Raw genomic sequence first — 16,266 nt, 5'->3', positions numbered from 1 at the left:
CCATAATATCCCAACTCAGCGGTGCGGTGCCGTGGGATTCCCGCGTCTTCAGGCGCGGGAGGATGTCAATATCTGCCATCCGCTACCATCGGTCCCCCAGCCGCATAGTCCTGTGGCCTGGATAACAGGATTCCCACCGTCGCTCGGGGCACCCGAAACGTCTTTTCGCCCCGGGGAGAAGCCGCGGTATGTTCGGAACCAGCGGCGTGCGCGGGCGCGTCGGCGAGGAGGTCACGGCCGGGCTCGCGCTCGATATCGGGCGGGCGCTCGCCACGGACGGCGCGGAGACCGTCGTCCTCGGCCGGGACGCGCGCGAGAGCGGGCGGACGCTGAGCCGCGCCGTCTCGGCCGGGATCACGGAATGCGGCGGCGACGTCGTCGACGTCGGGGTCCAGCCGACGCCGACCGTGGCCCGGAGCGTCGTCCGCGAGGGCGCCGACGCGGGCGTCGTCGTCACCGCCTCGCACAACCCGGCGCCCGACAACGGGATCAAGCTCTGGGCGGCCGACGGACGCGCCTTCGGCGATGACGCGAACGCCCGGATCACCGAGGTCGTCGAGTCTGAGACGTTTGATCTCGCGGCGTGGGACGAGTTCGGCGAGCGCCGGGCTCTGGAGGGCGCGCGGGCCCGCCACGAACGCGCGCTCCGCGAGTCGGTCGCGATCCCCGACGACCCCTCCGTCGTCGTCGACCTCGGGAACGGCGTCGGGCGAGTCACCGCCGACGCGCTCCACGCGGCGGGCTGCGACGTGGAGACGCTCAACGCGCAGCGGGACGGCCGGTTCCCGGGGCGCCCGAGCGAGCCGACCGCCGAGAACTGCGGGACGGCCTGCGCGGTCGTGGAGGCCACCGGCGCGGACCTCGGGGTCGTCCACGACGGCGACGCCGACCGGATGATGGCGATCGACGAGCGCGGCCGGTTCGTCTCCGGCGACGCGCTGCTCGCGCTGTTCGCCCGGCGCGAGGCCGGCGACGGCGACCGCGTGGCGGTCCCGGTCGACACGAGCCTCCTCGTCGCCGACGCGCTCGCCGAGGTCGGCGCCGAGGTGACGTACACGCCCGTGGGGGACGCGTACGTCGCCGCCGAGACGGCGGAGCCGGACGTCGTCTTCGGCGGCGAACCCAGCGGCGCGTGGATCTGGCCGGACCGGACTCGGTGTCCCGACGGCCCCCTCGCGGCCTGCGCCCTGGCCGCGCTGGTCGGCGCGGAGGGGTCGCTCGCAGCGATGGTCGACGGGCTCCCGACCTACCCGATCCGGCGCGATTCGAGACGCACCGACGCGAAGCTGGCGATCGTCGACCGCGTCGCGGAGCTCGCTCGCGAGGAGTTCGACGACGTGTCGGCGCTCGACGGGATCCGCGTGGGGACGGAGACCGGGTGGTTCCTCGTGCGCCCGAGCGGGACCGAGCCGCTGGTGCGGATCACCGCCGAGGCGCGCGACGAGGCCGACGCCGACGACCTGTTCGCGACGGCGCGGGACCTCATCGACCAGGCCGCCGCCGACCGCAGTCGATAAACCCCGGCCCGCCGTCGGTCTCCCCATGTACGGAGTCGTGCTCGCGGCCGGCCGCGGGACTCGCATGCGGCCGCTGACGGACCGTCGCCCGAAACCCCTCCTCCCGGTCGGCGATCGCTCGCTCCTCGAGCGGGTGTTCGACGCCGCTCTCGACGTCGTCGAGGAGTTCGTCGTCGTCACCGGCTACCGCGGCGAGGCGATCCGCGAGGCGATCGGGAACTCCTACCGCGACCGACCGGTCACCTACGTCCAGCAGGCGGAGGCGAAGGGGACGGCCCACGCCGTGGCGCAGGTCGAGCCCGTCGTCGACGACGACTTCCTCGTGCTCAACGGCGACGTGGTCGTGGACGCGTCGCTCCCGCGAGCGCTCGCCGACGCGACGGGGACGGCCGTCGCGGCCACCGAGGTCCCGGACCCGCGGGCGTACGGCGTGCTCTCGACGGCCGACGACGGCTCGCTCGCGGACATCGTGGAGAAGCCCGACGACCCGCCGACGAACCTCGCGAACGTCGGCTGCTACGCGTTCGGGCCCGAGGTGTTCGAGTCCATCGAGCGGACCCCCGAGAGCGAGCGCGGGGAGTACGAGATCACGACGACGATCGATCTCCTCCTCGCGGACGGCCGCCGGATCGACGTGGCCCCCTACGAGGGGACGTGGCTCGACGTCGGGCGCCCGTGGGAGCTGCTGGCGGCCAACGAGCTGGCGCTCGGAGCGCTCGACGAGTCGGACGCTGCGGTCGCGGGCACCGTCGAGCAGGGGGTTCGCCTGCACGGCCCGGTCGTCGTCGAGGAGGGCGCCCGACTGCGGTCGGGCGCATACGTCGAGGGGCCCGCGGTGATCCGGTCGGGCGCCGAGGTGGGACCGAACGCCTACCTCCGCGGCGCCGCGGTCGTCGGGCCCGACGCGCACGTCGGTCACGGCGTCGAGGTCAAAAACAGCGTCCTCATGGCCGACGCCTCGGTGGGCCACCTCTCGTACGTCGGCGACTCCGTGCTCGGTCGCGACGCGAACCTCGGCGCGGGCACGAACGTCGCGAACCTGCGCCACGACGACGCGAACGTCCGGATGACGGTCAAGGGCGACCGGGTGGACACCGGCCGGCGGAAGCTCGGCGTGATCGTCGGGGACGGCGCGCGGGTCGGGATCAACACGTCGCTGAACGCCGGCGTGCGGCTGGGGACCGAGGCGACGACGACGCCGGGCGAGAGCGTGCTGCGCGACCGACTCTCGGAGTGACGCGGCCCGGCGACGCCGCACCTTTTTGCGCGCGACCGCCCACTTTCCGGGCATGCAGGCGACCCACATCGACCACGTCAACCTCCGCGTCCCGGCCGACGGCGCCGACGACGCGCGGGATTTCTACGGCGAGCGGCTCGGGTTCGGCATCGAGGACGGCCCGTACGAGGCCGGCGAGAAGCCGTTCTTCGACGTGCGGCTGGCCCCGGCCGCCGTGCTCCACCTCTGGCCGACCGAAGAGTTCGAGCCGCCGACGGCGACGAACTACAACCACGTCGCCGTCGTCGTCGAGGAGTCGATCGAGGCGGTCGAGGCGGAACTGGACGCGGCCGGCGTCGAGGTCGAGAAGAGCCTCGACGCCCCGCTCGGCGCGACGGGGGAAGCGCCGGCGGTGTACGTCAGGGACCCGTTCGGGTATCGAGTGGAGCTGAAGGCGCGGGCGTGAACGCCGGCGAGGGACGGATCCGGGGCGGGTTCGGGCCGGTTCGCCGCAGGGAGCAACCCTCGCTCCGTTGCGGCCGTTTAATACCCCCGAGCGACACGGACAGGTATGAGCGAACAGCAGCCACGATCCGACGAGGGGGAGACCCCTCGCCGGCGCGGGGACGACGCAGACCGGTTCGCGGGGGAGAAAGACGAGGACCTGCGAAGCAGGGACGTGACCGAGGGCGCGGCGCGCGCGCCCCACCGCTCGATGTTCCGGGCGATGGGGTTCGACGACGAGGACCTCTCCTCGCCGATCGTCGGCGTGCCGAACCCCGCGGCCGACATCACGCCGTGTAACGTTCACCTCGACGACGTCGCCGACGCGGCGATCGACGGGATCGACGCGGCCGGCGGGATGCCCATCGAGTTCGGGACGATCACCATCTCGGACGCCATCTCGATGGGGACCGAGGGAATGAAAGCGAGCCTCATCTCCCGCGAGGTCATCGCCGACTCGGTCGAGCTGGTCTCGTTCGGCGAGCGCATGGACGCGCTCGTGACGGTCGGCGGCTGCGACAAGAACCTCCCCGGTATGCTGATGGCGTCGATCCGCACCGACCTGCCGAGTGTCTTCCTCTACGGCGGCTCGATCATGCCCGGACAACACGAGGGACGCGACGTCACCATCGTCCAAGTGTTCGAGGGCGTCGGCGCCTACGCCGAGGGCGACATGAGCGGCGAGGAGCTCGACGACCTCGAGCGCCACGCCTGCCCCGGCGCGGGCTCGTGCGGCGGGATGTTCACCGCCAACACGATGGCCTCCATCTCCGAGGCCCTCGGGATGGCGCCGCTCGGCTCGGCGTCCGCGCCCGCCGAGGACGCGGAGCGCTACGAGGTCGCGGAGCGCGCGGGCGAGCTCGTCTTGGACTGCATCCAGAACGACCGCCGCCCCTCCGACATCCTCTCGCGGGAGTCCTTCGAGAACGCGATCGCCCTGCAGACCGCCATCGGCGGCTCGACGAACGGGGTCCTCCACCTGCTCGCGCTGGCCGCCGAGGCCGACGTCGACCTCTCGATCGAGGACTTCGACGAGATCTCGCGGCGCACGCCGAAGATCGCGGACCTCCAGCCCGGCGGGAGCCGCGTCATGAACGACCTCCACGAGGTGGGCGGCGTCCCGGTCGTGCTCCGCCGCCTCCTGGAGGCCGACCTGCTCCACGGCGACGCGATGACCGTGACCGGCCGGACGCTCGCCGAGGAGATCGCCGAGCTGGAGGAGCAGGGCGCGCTCCCGGACGACGAGGCGATCGAGGCCGACTTCCTCTACACCGTCGACGACCCCAAGGAGCCGGAGGGGGCGATCAAGATCCTCAACGGCAACCTCGCGCCGGACGGCTCGGTGCTGAAGGTGACCGGCGACGACGAGTTCTACCACGAGGGGCCCGCCCGCGTGTTCGAGCACGAGGAGGACGCGATGGAGTACGTCCAGTCGGGCGCGGTCGACTCCGGCGACGTGATCGTGATCCGCAACGAGGGGCCGACCGGCGGGCCGGGGATGCGCGAGATGCTCGGCGTCACCGCCGCCGTCGTCGGCGCGGGCCACGAGGACGACGTGGCGCTCCTCACCGACGGGCGCTTCTCCGGCGCGACGCGCGGCCCGATGATCGGCCACGTCGCCCCTGAGGCGGCCGAGGGCGGACCGATCGGCCTCATCGAGGACGGCGACCATATCACCGTGGACATCCCCGAGCGGGACCTGTCGGTCGACCTCTCCGACGAGGAGTTCGACGAGCGCCGCGAGGCGTGGGACGCGCCCGCGCCGCAGTACGAGGGCGGGATCCTCGCGAAGTACGCTCGGGACTTCGCCTCCGCGGCCGACGGCGCCGTGACGAACCCCCGGCTGACGCGCGATCGATAGGCCGACGCGCGCTCGCCCACCGAACGGCGCACGCGCCCGTCGTCTTTTTAAGCGAGACGAGTTCGAGCGGGCTCGGTATTTAAGCGCGGCCGAGATTCGAGAGCGGTCGAGAGCGACACGAGAGCGACATGAGGGCGATGCGGAACCGCGAGGACCGCCGCGCCCGCTCCGTCGCCGTTCACTCCTCGCTCCCGCCGTCGGTGTGCGCGGTCCGGACCGACTCGGCGCGCCAGACGTTGCTGCGGCGACCCGCGCGCGACAGCTCCATTTTCACCACCGAACCGACCGGCAGGTCCGCGACCTCCTCGCGCGCGCTGTCGTCGGCGTAGTCGACGACGTGGTACGTCTCGTTGCGGGGATGGGCACGGAGCGTGGTGCATTCGTGATCGTTCTGTTCGGAAATGACGGTAAAGGTGTCGTAGTTCGACATCTTAACTCGTTATTCTTGGACATCCTACTTCAATACTCCGTATATTCACTACGGTCGTCGATCAGGTGGTAAAACGAATATAAGGTGTATAACGGTCGGCTCGGCGCGGTCTGCGGCCGGCCGAGGGCAGCACGGACGGCGAGGACCGGCGCCACCGCCCGCGGACCAGCACGCATATTTCCGCCCGCCGCCCAAGTCGGCGCATGGAAGCCAGTCGGGAGGACGAGGAGCCGGTCGGCGTGGCGCTGTTCGTCGACGGGCCGAACGTGTTGCGCGAGGAGTTCGACGTCGACTTAGACGACGTGCGCCGGGCCGCCGAGGCCGAGGGGCCGCTCGTGACGACGCGGCTCTACCTCGACGAGCACGCGACGCCGGGGCTGATCCAGGCCGCGGAGGCCCGGGGGTTCGAGGTCGTGATCACGAGCGGCGACGTCGACGTGAAGCTCGCGGTCGACGCCGCCCGGTTCGCGGCCGAGGGCCGGATGTCGGTCCTCGCGATCGCCTCCCGGGACACCGACTTCAAGCCCGTCGTCGAGACGGCGAACGGCTACGGGATCCGGACCCTCGCGATCGCGCCCGGCGAGTTCGGGCGGTCGGACGCCCTCCGCAACGCCGCGAACGGGTCGGTGACGCTCGACGAGGCCGGAGGAGGAGACAACGAGACCGGGGCGGAGGCGGAGTCGGACGCGACCGTCGACTCCGCGTCGGAGTGAGCGCCGCGTCCGCGATCACTCACCGCGGTCCGTCGCGCCCGCGACCCATCCGCCCCATCAGCATCGCGCCGAACCCCCCCGCAATCGCCGCGGCGCCCCCGACGCCGACAGCGGTCGGGAAGAGCCCGAGCCGGGCGATCGCGGCGTCGACGCCGACCCGGAACCAGCCGAGGTTCGGCACCGACACCAGCGCCTTGGCGGAGATCCACTCCTCGCGGATGACCGGGGCTATCCCCGCGCTCTGGTCGTACTCGCCGTTGGCGTCGCCGTAGGTGACGTACCCGTCGTGGGGGGCGGGACAGGCCTCGATCGCGTCGCAGTCGCCGTCGAGCAGCGCCGGGTCGGCGCGGTCGGTCCAGTCTTCGCCCGCGCTGACCGGAAATGCGATTCGGTGGAGGATCGGCCGTCGCTCCGCGTCCGGCGGGTTAAACACCACCACGTCGCCCGCGCCGCCGAGCCGGGTCGGCGCGCCGGGCTCCGCGTGCCCGACCAGCCCGCCCCAGGGGAACCGCTCCGTCGAGGTGACGACCACGAGGTCGCCGCGCTCGACGGTCGGCTCCATGCTCCCGCTCTCGACGGCGACGAACGGGGGCCACGCGCCCGCGGCCGCCGCGACGACGAGCGCGACGAGCAGGACCGCGGCGGCGGGCGCGAGGAGTTCGGAGACGTTCCGCTTCACGTGGGTGACGGAGGGAGGAAGCGGCTTGAGCCTGTCGGCGGTGCGCCCGCCCGGGACCGCGGTCGGTCCGCCCCCGGGACCGCCCCGATGGCAAGACCTTAGGCGCGCCCCGCAGACCGTTCGGCCGTGACAGACCGGCTCCCACCCCTCCACGACGCACACGAGGCGCGCGGCGCGAAGTTCACCGATTTCGGCGGCTGGCAGATGCCGGTCGAGTTCGACTCGATCCACGAGGAGCACGCCGCCGTCCGGGAGTCGCTCGGCGTCTTCGACGTCTCGCACATGAGCGAGATCGAGGTGTCCGGCCCGGACGCGACGGCGCTGATGAACCGCCTGACGACAAACGACGTGACGGCGCTCGACCCGGGCGACTCCCAGTACGCGGCGATCACGAACGAGGATGGCGTCATGCTCGACGACACCGTCGTCTACCGGCTCCCCGACGGGGTCGAAGCGGGCGACGGCGCCGACGCGCTCGCCGGGATGGACCGTGACCTCGACGCGGGCGACAGCCACCCCGCGTACCTCTTCGTGCCGAACGCGGGCCACGACGAGCAGATGTACGACAGGTGGGTCGACTATCGCGACGACGACGGGCTCGACGCGACCGTGGCGAACGCCACCGGGGACTGGGCCATGCTCGCGGTGCAGGGGCCGGACGCGGCCGACGCGCTCGACGACGCCACCCTCGCGGACCGCGTCGCCGACCTCTCGAAGTTCGAGGCGACCGTCGCCGCGGTCGCCGGCGCCGACGGCTGGGTCGCCCGCACCGGGTACACCGGCGAGGACGGCTTCGAGGTGATGTGTCCGACCGGCGACGCCGAGGCCGTCTGGGAGGCGTTCGTCGGCGACGAGACGGCCGGGCCGACCGCCCAGCCGTGCGGGCTCGGCGCGCGCGACACCCTCCGGACCGAGATGGGGTACCTCCTCTCCGGACAGGATTTCGACCCCGACGACGAGCCCCGCACCCCGTACGAGGCGCGGATCGGCTTCGTCGTGAGGCCGGACACCGAGTTCGTCGGCCGCGACGCCCTCGAAGCCCAGAAGGAGGAGGGGGTCGACGAGCGGTTCGTCGGCGTCCGCCTGCTCGAACGCGGCGTCCCCCGCGGCGGCTACGCCGTGACCGACGGCGATCTCACTCGGGTCGGCCAGCTCACCTCCGGGACGATGAGCCCGACGCTCGACCAGCCGATCGGGCTCGGCTACCTGCACGAGCGCTACGCCGACCCCGGCACGGCGGTGAGCGTCGTCGTGCGCGGCGACGAGAAGCGCGGTGAGGTCGTCGTCCCGCCCTTCCTCGATCGGTAGCCGGCAGGAACCCTTTTAAATCGCGCTCACTCGGAGTCGAACGCCTCGGCGTACGTCCGCTGGATCACCATGTACAGGTGCCAGTGGTCGACGTCGAGCCGGTCCGCCAGCGCTCGGACCGCGTCGAGGTAGCGGTCGTACGCCTCGGCGGTCATCGGGTCGGGATACCCCGCGTCGAGGTCGGTGAGCGCGGCGACGACCCGCCATTCGCGGTCGCCGACGACGAGGAACCGGTCCGGGTCGAGGAACCACAGCAGCGCGGTGGCGACCGCGACGTCGACGCCCGGGAGGTCGGCGAGCGCGTCGAGGGCGTGGTGGTGGGCGGGAGTCGAAGCGCCCTCGCCCTCGGAGTCCCCCCCGTCTCCGGAGTCCCCCTCGTCAAGCGCGTCGATCGCGTCCCACAGCGCCCCGCGCAGCTCTCGGGGCTCCGCGTCCTCGACGGCCTCCTCGACCGCCCGCCGTTCGGCGTGGTCGATGCCGTCCACGCGCCGCCGGAAGTACCACCGAACGACCCACTCGACGTCGCGGCGGCCGTAGTCGCCGGCGCGGAACGCGTCGCCGAGCGACCCGATCGCCTCCGCCTCGACCGGGTGGAACGGGGCCGTCTCGCGGTACGTCTCGACGTGCTCGTCCGCGCGGGCGGCGACGTCGGCGAGCGTCGGGTCCATACCGGGCGAACGCGGGCCGCCGACAAAACGGTTCGGCGAGGCACCGAGCGGAGTCACCGACACACTCATGCGGGAGGCATCACAAACCGTGACATATGATCGCACATCGGGGTGAGAGCCGTGTCGACTGAGGGGGACGAGGCGACGAAGACCATCTGCCCGTACTGCGGGGTCGGCTGCGGGATCAAGGTGAACCAGGGCGACGACCCGGGCGACGTGAACTTCATGCCGTGGGGCGAGGCGCCCGTCAACGAGGGGCGCGTCTGCATCAAGGGCGGCGCGGCGACGCAGGTCGTCGACCACGAGGACCGACTCACGGAACCACTTATAAAAGAAGACGGCGAGTTCCGTGAGGCGACGTGGGAGGAAGCCTACTCGCGGATCGTCTCGGAGATGGAGGGGATCCGCGACGACCACGGGCCCGACGCGATGGGATTCTTCGGGTCCTCGAAGACGATGAACGAGGAGAACTACCTCCTCCAGAAGCTCGCGCGCCGGTACGGCACCAACAACGTCGACAACTGCACGCGGATGTGCCACGCCTCGACGGTGTGGGCGCTCCGGACCAGCCTCGGCGCGGGCGCGATGACGAACAGCATGGAGGACTTAGAGGAGTCGGCCGACGTGTTCTGGATCCAGGGCGCGAACCCGGGCGAGCAGCACCCGATCGCCAACAGCCAGTACTTCCGCCAGGCCGTCCTGGAGGGCGCGACCGTCATCCAGGTCGACCCGCACGCCAACAAGACCACCCGGTCGTTCGAGATCGGCGAGACCGAGCGCCACATGCACCTCCAGGTGAACCCGGGCGCCGACATCCCGCTGCTCAACGTCGTCCTGAAGACGATCCTCGAACGCCACGAGGCGGAGCCCGACGCGGGCTGGATCGACGAGGGATTCATCGAGGAGCGCACCGAGGGGTTCGACGATCTGAAAGAGACGCTCGAGGAGTTCGACAAGGAAGCGGCCGCCGAGGAGGCGGGCGTCCCGCTCGAGGACATCGAACGCGCCGCGGAGAAGTACGCGATGGCGAACAACGCGGCCGTCTTCACCGGGATGGGGATGAGCCAGCACACCTGCGGCGTCGACAACGTGCAGAACGAGATCAACCTCGCGCTGATCACGGGGAACCTCGGGAAGCCCGGCACCGGCGTCAACCCCCTCCGGGGACAGAACAACGTCCAGGGGACGAGCGACGTCGGCGCGATGCCGAACGTGCTCCCGGGCTACCAGCTCGTCGACGACCCCGAGGTCCGCGAGTCGGTCGAGGAGGTCTGGGGCTTCGAGGTGCCCGCGGAACCCGGGCTCACCAACGTCGAGATCTCCCACGAGGCGGGTCACTCCGTGAAGGGCCTCTACGTGATGGGCGAGAACCCCGTGATGAGCGAGCCCGACGGCAACGAGGTCGAGGAGCGCTTGGAGTCGCTGGAGTTCATGGTCGCCCAAGACATCTTCATGACGGAGACCGCCGAGTTCGCTGACGTCGTCCTCCCGGCGACGACGTGGGCCGAGCGCAGCGGCACCGTCACCAACACCGACCGCCGCGTCCAGCGCATGCGCGGGGTCGAGAAGGTCCACGAGAACACGAAACACGACCTCGATATCCTGATGGAGGTCGGCAGTCGCCTCTTCGGCGAGGACGCCGGCTTCCGCTTCGACGACGTGGAGGCCGTCTTCGAGGAGCTCCGAGAGGTGTGCCCGATCTACCACGGGATGACCTACGACGGGCTCGGCGAGGAGGGGCTCCACTGGCCCTGCTACGAGGAGGGCGACGAGGGCGACCAGTTCCTCTACGAGGACTCCTTCGACACGGAGAGCGGCCTCGGCCAGATCGAGGGCGTCCGACACCAGCCGCCGAAGGAGGTGCCCGACGAGGAGTACCCGCTGATCCTCACCACCGCGCGGCTCGAGGAGCACTACAACACGGGGACGATGAGCCGGCGCTCGCCGACGCTGTCGCGGCAGCACCCGGAGAACTTCGTCGACGTCCACCCGAACGACGCCGAGGCGTACGGAATCGAGGACGGCGACACGGTCAGGCTCCGGTCGCGGCGCGGCGAGATCGAGGTGAACGCGCAGGTGACCGAGGACATCAAGGAGGGCGTCGTCTGGACGACGCCGCACTTCGCGGCCGCCTCGGCGAACCGCCTCACGAACGACGTGCTGGACGAGCGGGCCAAGATCCCCGAGTACAAGGCCGCCGCGGCGGACATCGCGGTCACGGTTTCGGACGGCGGAGAGAGCGCGGACAGGGCTGACCCCGAGGACAACGCGGAGCCGGCCGACGACTGATCGGCCGCGTCGCTTTCCGAGTGCGGTCCGGCTACTCGTCGAGCGCGCGCTTCTCCTTTTCGACGACCTCGACGTCCGATATCCGGGTGTCCGGGTACCCGCCGTCCGCGTCCTTCTCGGCGGCTTTCACCATGTCCCAAACCGTGTTGAGCCCGGTCGTCACGCCCTCGAGCGCCTCCATCTCGCAGCCGGTCTTGCCGGTCGTCTCCACGGCGACCGTCAGCTCGATCCGGTCGTCGCCGACGGCGAAGTCGGTGTCGACGTTCGTGATCGGGATCTGGTGACACATCGGGATCGTCTCCCACGTGTGTTTGACGGCCTGTACCGCGCCGATCCGGGCGGTCGCGAGCACGTCGCCCTTCCCGACCTCGTCGGCCTCGACGGCCGCTATCGTCGACGGCGTCAGGCGGATCTCGCCGCGCGCGACCGCGCGCCGGCTCGTGTCCGGCTTCGCGCCGACGTCAACCATTCGGACCTCGCCGGAGTCGTCGGTGTGGGTCAGCCCCTCGGTGGCGGCCCCGTCGGTCGCCGCCCCGTCGCCGCCTCCCGCCGCCTCGCGCTCGTCACTCATCACGCATCGCCTCGGGAAGCCGGTCGGGTAAGTCCGTCGCCACGAGCCCGTTCCCGCTCTCGCTGGCCGCGGCGTCTCCGGCTCGGCCGTTGACGTACGCGCCGACCGCGGCGGCCCGAAACGGGTCGAGCGCGGCCGCCAGCGCCCCGACGGCCCCGGCGAGCACGTCGCCGGTCCCGCCGACGGTCATTCCCGGGTCCCCCGTCCGATTCAGCCGGACCGCGTCGCCGTCGCTGACGACGTCTACGGCGCCCTTCACGAGCAGCGTGTGACCGATCTCGTCTGCGAACGACCGCACGAGCCCCGCGCGCTCGTCCGGGTCGCTCGCGGTTTCCCCGCCCATCCCGACGAGCTCGCCTCGATGGGGCGTGCAGATCAGCTCCGCGTCGGTGTCGACGTCGGGGACGGCGCGGAGGGCGTCGGCGTCGACCACGGCCCGGCCCTCGTAGCCGGCGAGGAACTCCCGGACGAACTCGCGCGCGCCCTCGTCGTCGCCAAGCCCCGGGCCGAGCACGACGACGTCGTTGCCGGCGGCAAGCTCCGAGACCCGGTCGACGTGGGCCGGTACGAAGCGGTCGCCCGGGAGCCCGCGGACGATGAGGTCGGCGGAGTACCCCTGCACCTCCCGCGCGACCGTTTCCGGGCAGGCGACGCGGACGAGGTCGGCGCCGGCCCGGAGCGCCGCTCGCGCGGACAGCGACGGCGCGCCCGTGTAGGGGCCGCCTCCGACGACGAGTACTTCGCCGTTCTCGCCCTTGTGCGACTCCGGGTCGCGGCCGAGCGCGAGCAGGTCTCCCGGGCCGGTGTACCGCTCCGCGGCCGGCGGGATCCCGATGTCCGCCACCGTCACCGCGGCGTCGAGCGCGCCGAGCCCCGGCTTCTCGTCGTGGAAGGTGACGACGCGGTCGGCCTCGACGCGGGGAGCGGCGTCGGTCTCGCCCCCGGTCGGCTCGCCCGTGTCGGCGTCGACCCCCGAGGGAACGTCGACGGCGACGACGGTCGCGTCGCTCTCGTTCGCCAGCCGCGCCGCCGTGCGCTCGGGCTCGCGGAGCGCGCCCGTCACGCCCGTGCCGAGCATCGCGTCGACGATGACGTCCGGCTCGCCGAGCGAGAGGGCGGCGGAGTCGGCGACCGTCTCGGTCGGGACCTCGGCCGCGCCGAGCGCGTCCCAGTTCTCTCGCGCGATGTCGCTCCGGATCGACTCCGGACGCCCGAGCAGGCTGACCGTGACGTCGTACGCGGAGAGGAACCTGGCGGCGACGAACGCGTCGCCGCCGTTGTTCCCGCGCCCGCACAGGAGCGCGACCTCGGCGCCCGGGCCGGCGACCGCCCGCACCTCGCGGGCGACCGCGTTCCCGGAGGACTCCATGAGCTGTTTCCGCGGCACCCCGAGGGCGGCGGCGTTGGCGTCGACCGCGGCCATGCGTTCGGTCGGGATCATAGCTCCCGATCCGCGCCCCGTCGGATTAAGCGTGGGGTGGTCGTCCCGGCGGCGCGTGCGTTCGGAATGAAAATGTTGAAGCTTTCCGGTGGGGAACCCCAGAAACAGAACCCGTGCGACCCGCTGCACAGCCCGACGCGCCGCGGCGGCCCGGCCCGCTCCCGTCTTCCCCAGACGCGGTGCCCGGCGAGACGGCGCGTCAGAACGCCGCCAACACCCTTCCAGAGAGCGGTCTCCGGCGGAGGACGCGCGGACGACGAACCCTCGCATGAACATCGGATTCTTCACGGACAGCTACTTCCCCGGCGTCGACGGCGTCACCTACACGATCCGCGCGTGGCGCGAGCGCTTAGAGGAACGGGGCCACGACGTGTACGTCGTCTACCCGGCGAGCAGCCACGAGCCGGACGAGCGGGAGCTCCCCGTGCGGTCGCTGCCGAACCCCCTCTACCGGCAGTACCGCGTCCCGCTCTACCGACGCCTCTCCACGCTGCCGGAGTTCGACGTGGTCCACTGTCACGGCCCGGCGTCGACCGGGCTGATGGGACGCAGATACGCGAAGAAACGCGGCGTGAAGTCCGTCTACACCCATCACACGCCGGTCGAGGACTACTTCGTGCAGGGGCTCAAGCTGGAGTCGCTCTCCGACGCCGCCGGGCGCCTGTACGTCGCCTACGAGAACCGGTTCCTCCGCTCGTTCGACTGCGTCACCGCGTCGACGTCGCGGATCCGTCGCGACGTGGCCCCGCGCAGGCTCCCCGTCGGCGTCGAGACGGACACGTTCCGTCCCGTCGAGGGGTCGCGCTTCGAGCGCGACGAGCCCACCGTCGGCTACAGCGGGCGGATGACCCGGAACAAGAACGTCGACGAGGTCCTCCGGCTGGCCGAGCGGACTCCAGACCTCTCCTTCGAGCTCGTCGGCGAGGGGCCGGTGCGTGACGCCCTCGAACGCGACGCCCCGGACAACGTGCGGTTCCGCGATTTCCTCCCGCGCGAGGACCTGGCGGCCTTCTACTCCGCTCTCGACGTCTTCGTCACCGCCTCGACCTGCGACACCCTCGGGCTCTCGACGCTGGAGGCGAACGCCTGCGGGACCCCGGTCGCCGCGGCCGACGTCTCCCCGTTCGACGAGACCATCGGCGAGGCCAACGGCGCGCGGTTCGCGTACGGCGACCTCAACGACATGGAGCGGGCGGTGCGCGAGTGCCTCGACGGCGACCGGCAGACCCGAGAGGCCGTCGAGGGGTTCTCCGTGACTCGCACGATAGACGATCTGGAGTCCATCTACGGGGTGTCCTCGTAGATGGGCGCGGACAACGTCGACGTCTTCCAGCGGTTGGTGTTCAGCGTCCCGCCGCTGAAGGCGCAGATACCGGCGCTAATCGCACTCAGCGTCGCGTATAGCGTCGTTGCCTACGTCGCGCTATCGATGTCGATTTTCACCGCCGTGCTTCCCGAACCCGCCAGCATCCTGCCGACCGCCGTCCTCCTCTTTCTCCTCCCGTTCCTGCTCGCCGGCGAGCTGTTCCACCGCCTGCTCCCCAGCTATCCGCGGTCGTGGAGCTTCTTCCTCGCCCTGGTCAACCAGCTCGTGCTGTTCGTCTCCGCGCTGGTGCTTTCCGGGGCCAACGACGTCGGGAACGCGTGGAGCATCGTCTGGCTCCTCTTCATCACGATCTACCTCATCAACATCCTGGCGCTCGTCGTGTCGACGGGGATCGACCGCTACAAGCGGATCCTCCTCGTCTCGCTCGCCGAGCCGGCGGCGCTGATCGCGGCGTTTTACGCGGTCGCGGGCGGGAACCTCGGCTTCTCGACGTACCGGCACGCGTTCGCGTTCGCGTCGCTTCTGATCGCGGCCGCGTTCCTCGTGTCGGTGCTCGGCCTCGTCGACTACCTCATCCGGAGCAACACGGACGTCTCCGCGTTCGCGCTCACGTCCGGGATCCTTCGGAACGACCGGGAGTCGCTCAACCTCGGCGTCGAGGCCGAGCCCGCGGTCGAGACGCTCGCGATCGACAACGGGGACCGGCTGACGCTCGCCGCCCCCTGGGTCCACCCCGGCCCGCTCGGCGGGTTCGGCGGCGGCCAGCTCAGCGGGAACGTCATCGACGCGCTGAACGAGGGCGACGAAGAGGGCTTCTTCCTCCACGTCCCCTGCACCCACAAGGAGGACCTCTCGAATCCGACCGACGCCGGCAAGATCCTCGACGCGGTCGCCGAGCCCGACGGCGTCGGTCGCGCCTCGCGGCTCGTCCACGAGGACTACGGCGAGATCGAGTTCTACGGGCGCCGGTTCGGCGACAAGCGGGTCGTCTACCTCCACGCCGAGGGGATCGACGACTACGACACCGGCGTGTTCATGCGCGACGTCGACGGCGCCGAGTTGCTCCTGGTCGACCTCCACAAACACGACATCCAGGACGGGCCGACGAAGGAGGTCCAGTACGGCTCGAGCGAGGCCGACCGCCTGAAGCGGCACTTCGACGACTTCCGCGAGCGGCTCGCGGAGGAGCCGCTCGGCGAGTACGCGGCCGGGTTCGAGATGGTGCGCGACGACCGGGACATGGTCGCGATCGCCGAGTCCGTCGACGGACAGGACGTGCTCACGATGGGGATCGACACGAACGGCGTCACCCCGGACATCCGGGAGCTCGCGGCCGGCCACCGCGGCGAGTTCGACGAGGTGCTCGTGTTCTCGACCGACACGCACGCGTCCGTCCACGAACTCGCGAACAAGACGCGGTCGAACGTCGCGGCGCTCGACGCCGCGATCGAGCGCGCGGTCGACGACGTCTCCCCGGCGACGATCGGGCTCGCGAGCCGGAAGACCGCGCCGCTGAAGCTGCTAAAAAACGACTACAACGGGCTCGTGTTCAGCGTCAACATCCTCATCCGGCTGACGGTGATCGCGCTGTTGGCGCTGTACGCGCTGCTCGTCTTGTGGCTGTTCTTCTGAGCGGGACCACCCGGAACCGGGATTTGACATCCTCCTCCGCGTAAACGCGGAGGAATCCCGAGCGGTGGGAGTTTCAGGTCTGTAGTCCAATCACCGGACTCCCAGCCCTT

At 71.1% G+C, this 16,266-nt stretch carries 14 protein-coding genes; 9 read left to right on the top strand and 5 right to left on the bottom strand.

Annotated elements, in window-relative coordinates:
• Nucleotides 1–188 precede the first annotated feature (188 nt).
• The 4 genes from glmM to ilvD all read left to right on the top strand — a co-directional run bounded on the left by glmM (nucleotide 189) and on the right by ilvD (nucleotide 5,098).
• Nucleotides 189–1,517 carry a phosphoglucosamine mutase gene (gene glmM / locus N5096_RS09425; RefSeq protein ID WP_267664212.1) on the top strand — a complete coding sequence of 443 codons (1,329 nt, stop codon included), beginning with the start codon at nucleotides 189–191 and terminating at the stop codon, nucleotides 1,515–1,517.
• Nucleotides 1,518–1,542: 25 nt separating this feature from the next.
• The gene (glmU, locus tag N5096_RS09420; protein ID WP_267664211.1) at nucleotides 1,543–2,754 is read left to right on the top strand and encodes a bifunctional sugar-1-phosphate nucleotidylyltransferase/acetyltransferase; all 1,212 of its coding nucleotides are present in this window, start codon (nucleotides 1,543–1,545) and stop codon (nucleotides 2,752–2,754) included.
• Between the two features lie 52 nt (nucleotides 2,755–2,806).
• Nucleotides 2,807–3,199 carry a VOC family protein gene (locus N5096_RS09415; RefSeq protein ID WP_267664210.1) on the top strand — a complete coding sequence of 131 codons (393 nt, stop codon included), beginning with the start codon at nucleotides 2,807–2,809 and terminating at the stop codon, nucleotides 3,197–3,199.
• Between the two features lie 105 nt (nucleotides 3,200–3,304).
• Nucleotides 3,305–5,098, top strand: a complete 1,794-nt coding sequence (gene ilvD / locus N5096_RS09410; protein WP_267664208.1) for a dihydroxy-acid dehydratase — start codon at nucleotides 3,305–3,307, stop codon at nucleotides 5,096–5,098.
• A 178-nt stretch (nucleotides 5,099–5,276) separates the two neighbouring features.
• On the opposite strand, the gene N5096_RS09405 is transcribed toward ilvD, so the two are convergent.
• On the bottom strand, nucleotides 5,277–5,528 hold the full coding sequence (locus tag N5096_RS09405; RefSeq protein ID WP_267664207.1) for a DUF7999 family protein: 252 nt from the start codon (nucleotides 5,526–5,528) through the stop codon (nucleotides 5,277–5,279).
• A 203-nt stretch (nucleotides 5,529–5,731) separates the two neighbouring features.
• Here N5096_RS09405 and N5096_RS09400 point away from each other — a divergent pair, with 203 nt between their 5' ends.
• The gene (locus N5096_RS09400; RefSeq protein WP_267664206.1) at nucleotides 5,732–6,241 is read left to right on the top strand and encodes an NYN domain-containing protein; all 510 of its coding nucleotides are present in this window, start codon (nucleotides 5,732–5,734) and stop codon (nucleotides 6,239–6,241) included.
• Nucleotides 6,242–6,260: 19 nt separating this feature from the next.
• On the opposite strand, the gene N5096_RS09395 is transcribed toward N5096_RS09400, so the two are convergent.
• The gene (locus N5096_RS09395; protein WP_267664205.1) at nucleotides 6,261–6,920 is read right to left on the bottom strand and encodes a S26 family signal peptidase; all 660 of its coding nucleotides are present in this window, start codon (nucleotides 6,918–6,920) and stop codon (nucleotides 6,261–6,263) included.
• A 126-nt stretch (nucleotides 6,921–7,046) separates the two neighbouring features.
• On the opposite strand from N5096_RS09395, the gene gcvT reads away from it, so the two are divergent.
• Complete coding sequence (gcvT, locus tag N5096_RS09390) at nucleotides 7,047–8,228, top strand: glycine cleavage system aminomethyltransferase GcvT (RefSeq protein WP_267664204.1); 1,182 nt, start codon at nucleotides 7,047–7,049, stop codon at nucleotides 8,226–8,228.
• A 26-nt stretch (nucleotides 8,229–8,254) separates the two neighbouring features.
• Here gcvT and N5096_RS09385 read toward each other — a convergent pair whose 3' ends face one another.
• Nucleotides 8,255–8,896 (bottom strand): hypothetical protein, encoded by a 642-nt coding sequence (locus N5096_RS09385; RefSeq protein ID WP_267664202.1) that lies wholly within the window; start codon nucleotides 8,894–8,896, stop codon nucleotides 8,255–8,257.
• A gap of 120 nt (nucleotides 8,897–9,016) precedes the next feature.
• On the opposite strand from N5096_RS09385, the gene fdhF reads away from it, so the two are divergent.
• On the top strand, nucleotides 9,017–11,185 hold the full coding sequence (gene fdhF, locus N5096_RS09380) for a formate dehydrogenase subunit alpha (RefSeq protein ID WP_267664200.1): 2,169 nt from the start codon (nucleotides 9,017–9,019) through the stop codon (nucleotides 11,183–11,185).
• 31 nt (nucleotides 11,186–11,216) lie between these two features.
• Here fdhF and moaC read toward each other — a convergent pair whose 3' ends face one another.
• Entirely contained in the window at nucleotides 11,217–11,756 is a 540-nt protein-coding gene (gene moaC, locus N5096_RS09375; protein ID WP_267664199.1) for a cyclic pyranopterin monophosphate synthase MoaC, read from the bottom strand.
• The gene (locus N5096_RS09370) at nucleotides 11,749–13,197 is read right to left on the bottom strand and encodes an NAD(P)H-hydrate dehydratase (RefSeq protein WP_267664197.1); all 1,449 of its coding nucleotides are present in this window, start codon (nucleotides 13,195–13,197) and stop codon (nucleotides 11,749–11,751) included. Before N5096_RS09370 ends, moaC begins: the two co-directional genes overlap by 8 nt.
• A gap of 268 nt (nucleotides 13,198–13,465) precedes the next feature.
• Here N5096_RS09370 and N5096_RS09365 point away from each other — a divergent pair, with 268 nt between their 5' ends.
• A complete protein-coding gene (locus N5096_RS09365) occupies nucleotides 13,466–14,500 on the top strand; it encodes a glycosyltransferase (protein WP_267664195.1) in 1,035 nt (344 codons plus the stop codon).
• Entirely contained in the window at nucleotides 14,501–16,156 is a 1,656-nt protein-coding gene (locus tag N5096_RS09360) for a DUF2070 family protein (protein ID WP_267664193.1), read from the top strand.
• Nucleotides 16,157–16,266: the final 110 nt, after the last annotated feature.

The organism is Halorubrum yunnanense (genome assembly GCF_026586675.1).
Taxonomy (GTDB): Archaea; Halobacteriota; Halobacteria; order Halobacteriales; family Haloferacaceae; genus Halorubrum; species Halorubrum yunnanense.
This window is presented reverse-complemented; position numbering and strand designations above follow the sequence as displayed.

Bases quoted from the DNA above. Each gene is read 5' to 3' on its own strand.
- N5096_RS09415 (WP_267664210.1), top strand. From the start codon at position 2,807: ATGCAGGCGACCCACATCGACCACGTCAACCTCCGCGTCCCGGCCGAC.
- glmU (WP_267664211.1), top strand. From the start codon at position 1,543: ATGTACGGAGTCGTGCTCGCGGCCGGCCGCGGGACTCGCATGCGGCCG.
- N5096_RS09400 (WP_267664206.1), top strand. From the start codon at position 5,732: ATGGAAGCCAGTCGGGAGGACGAGGAGCCGGTCGGCGTGGCGCTGTTC.
- N5096_RS09370 (WP_267664197.1), bottom strand. From the start codon at position 13,197: ATGATCCCGACCGAACGCATGGCCGCGGTCGACGCCAACGCCGCCGCC.
- ilvD (WP_267664208.1), top strand. From the start codon at position 3,305: ATGAGCGAACAGCAGCCACGATCCGACGAGGGGGAGACCCCTCGCCGG.
- N5096_RS09365 (WP_267664195.1), top strand. From the start codon at position 13,466: ATGAACATCGGATTCTTCACGGACAGCTACTTCCCCGGCGTCGACGGC.
- N5096_RS09385 (WP_267664202.1), bottom strand. From the start codon at position 8,896: ATGGACCCGACGCTCGCCGACGTCGCCGCCCGCGCGGACGAGCACGTC.
- N5096_RS09360 (WP_267664193.1), top strand. From the start codon at position 14,501: ATGGGCGCGGACAACGTCGACGTCTTCCAGCGGTTGGTGTTCAGCGTC.
- moaC (WP_267664199.1), bottom strand. From the start codon at position 11,756: ATGAGTGACGAGCGCGAGGCGGCGGGAGGCGGCGACGGGGCGGCGACC.
- N5096_RS09405 (WP_267664207.1), bottom strand. From the start codon at position 5,528: ATGTCGAACTACGACACCTTTACCGTCATTTCCGAACAGAACGATCAC.
- glmM (WP_267664212.1), top strand. From the start codon at position 189: ATGTTCGGAACCAGCGGCGTGCGCGGGCGCGTCGGCGAGGAGGTCACG.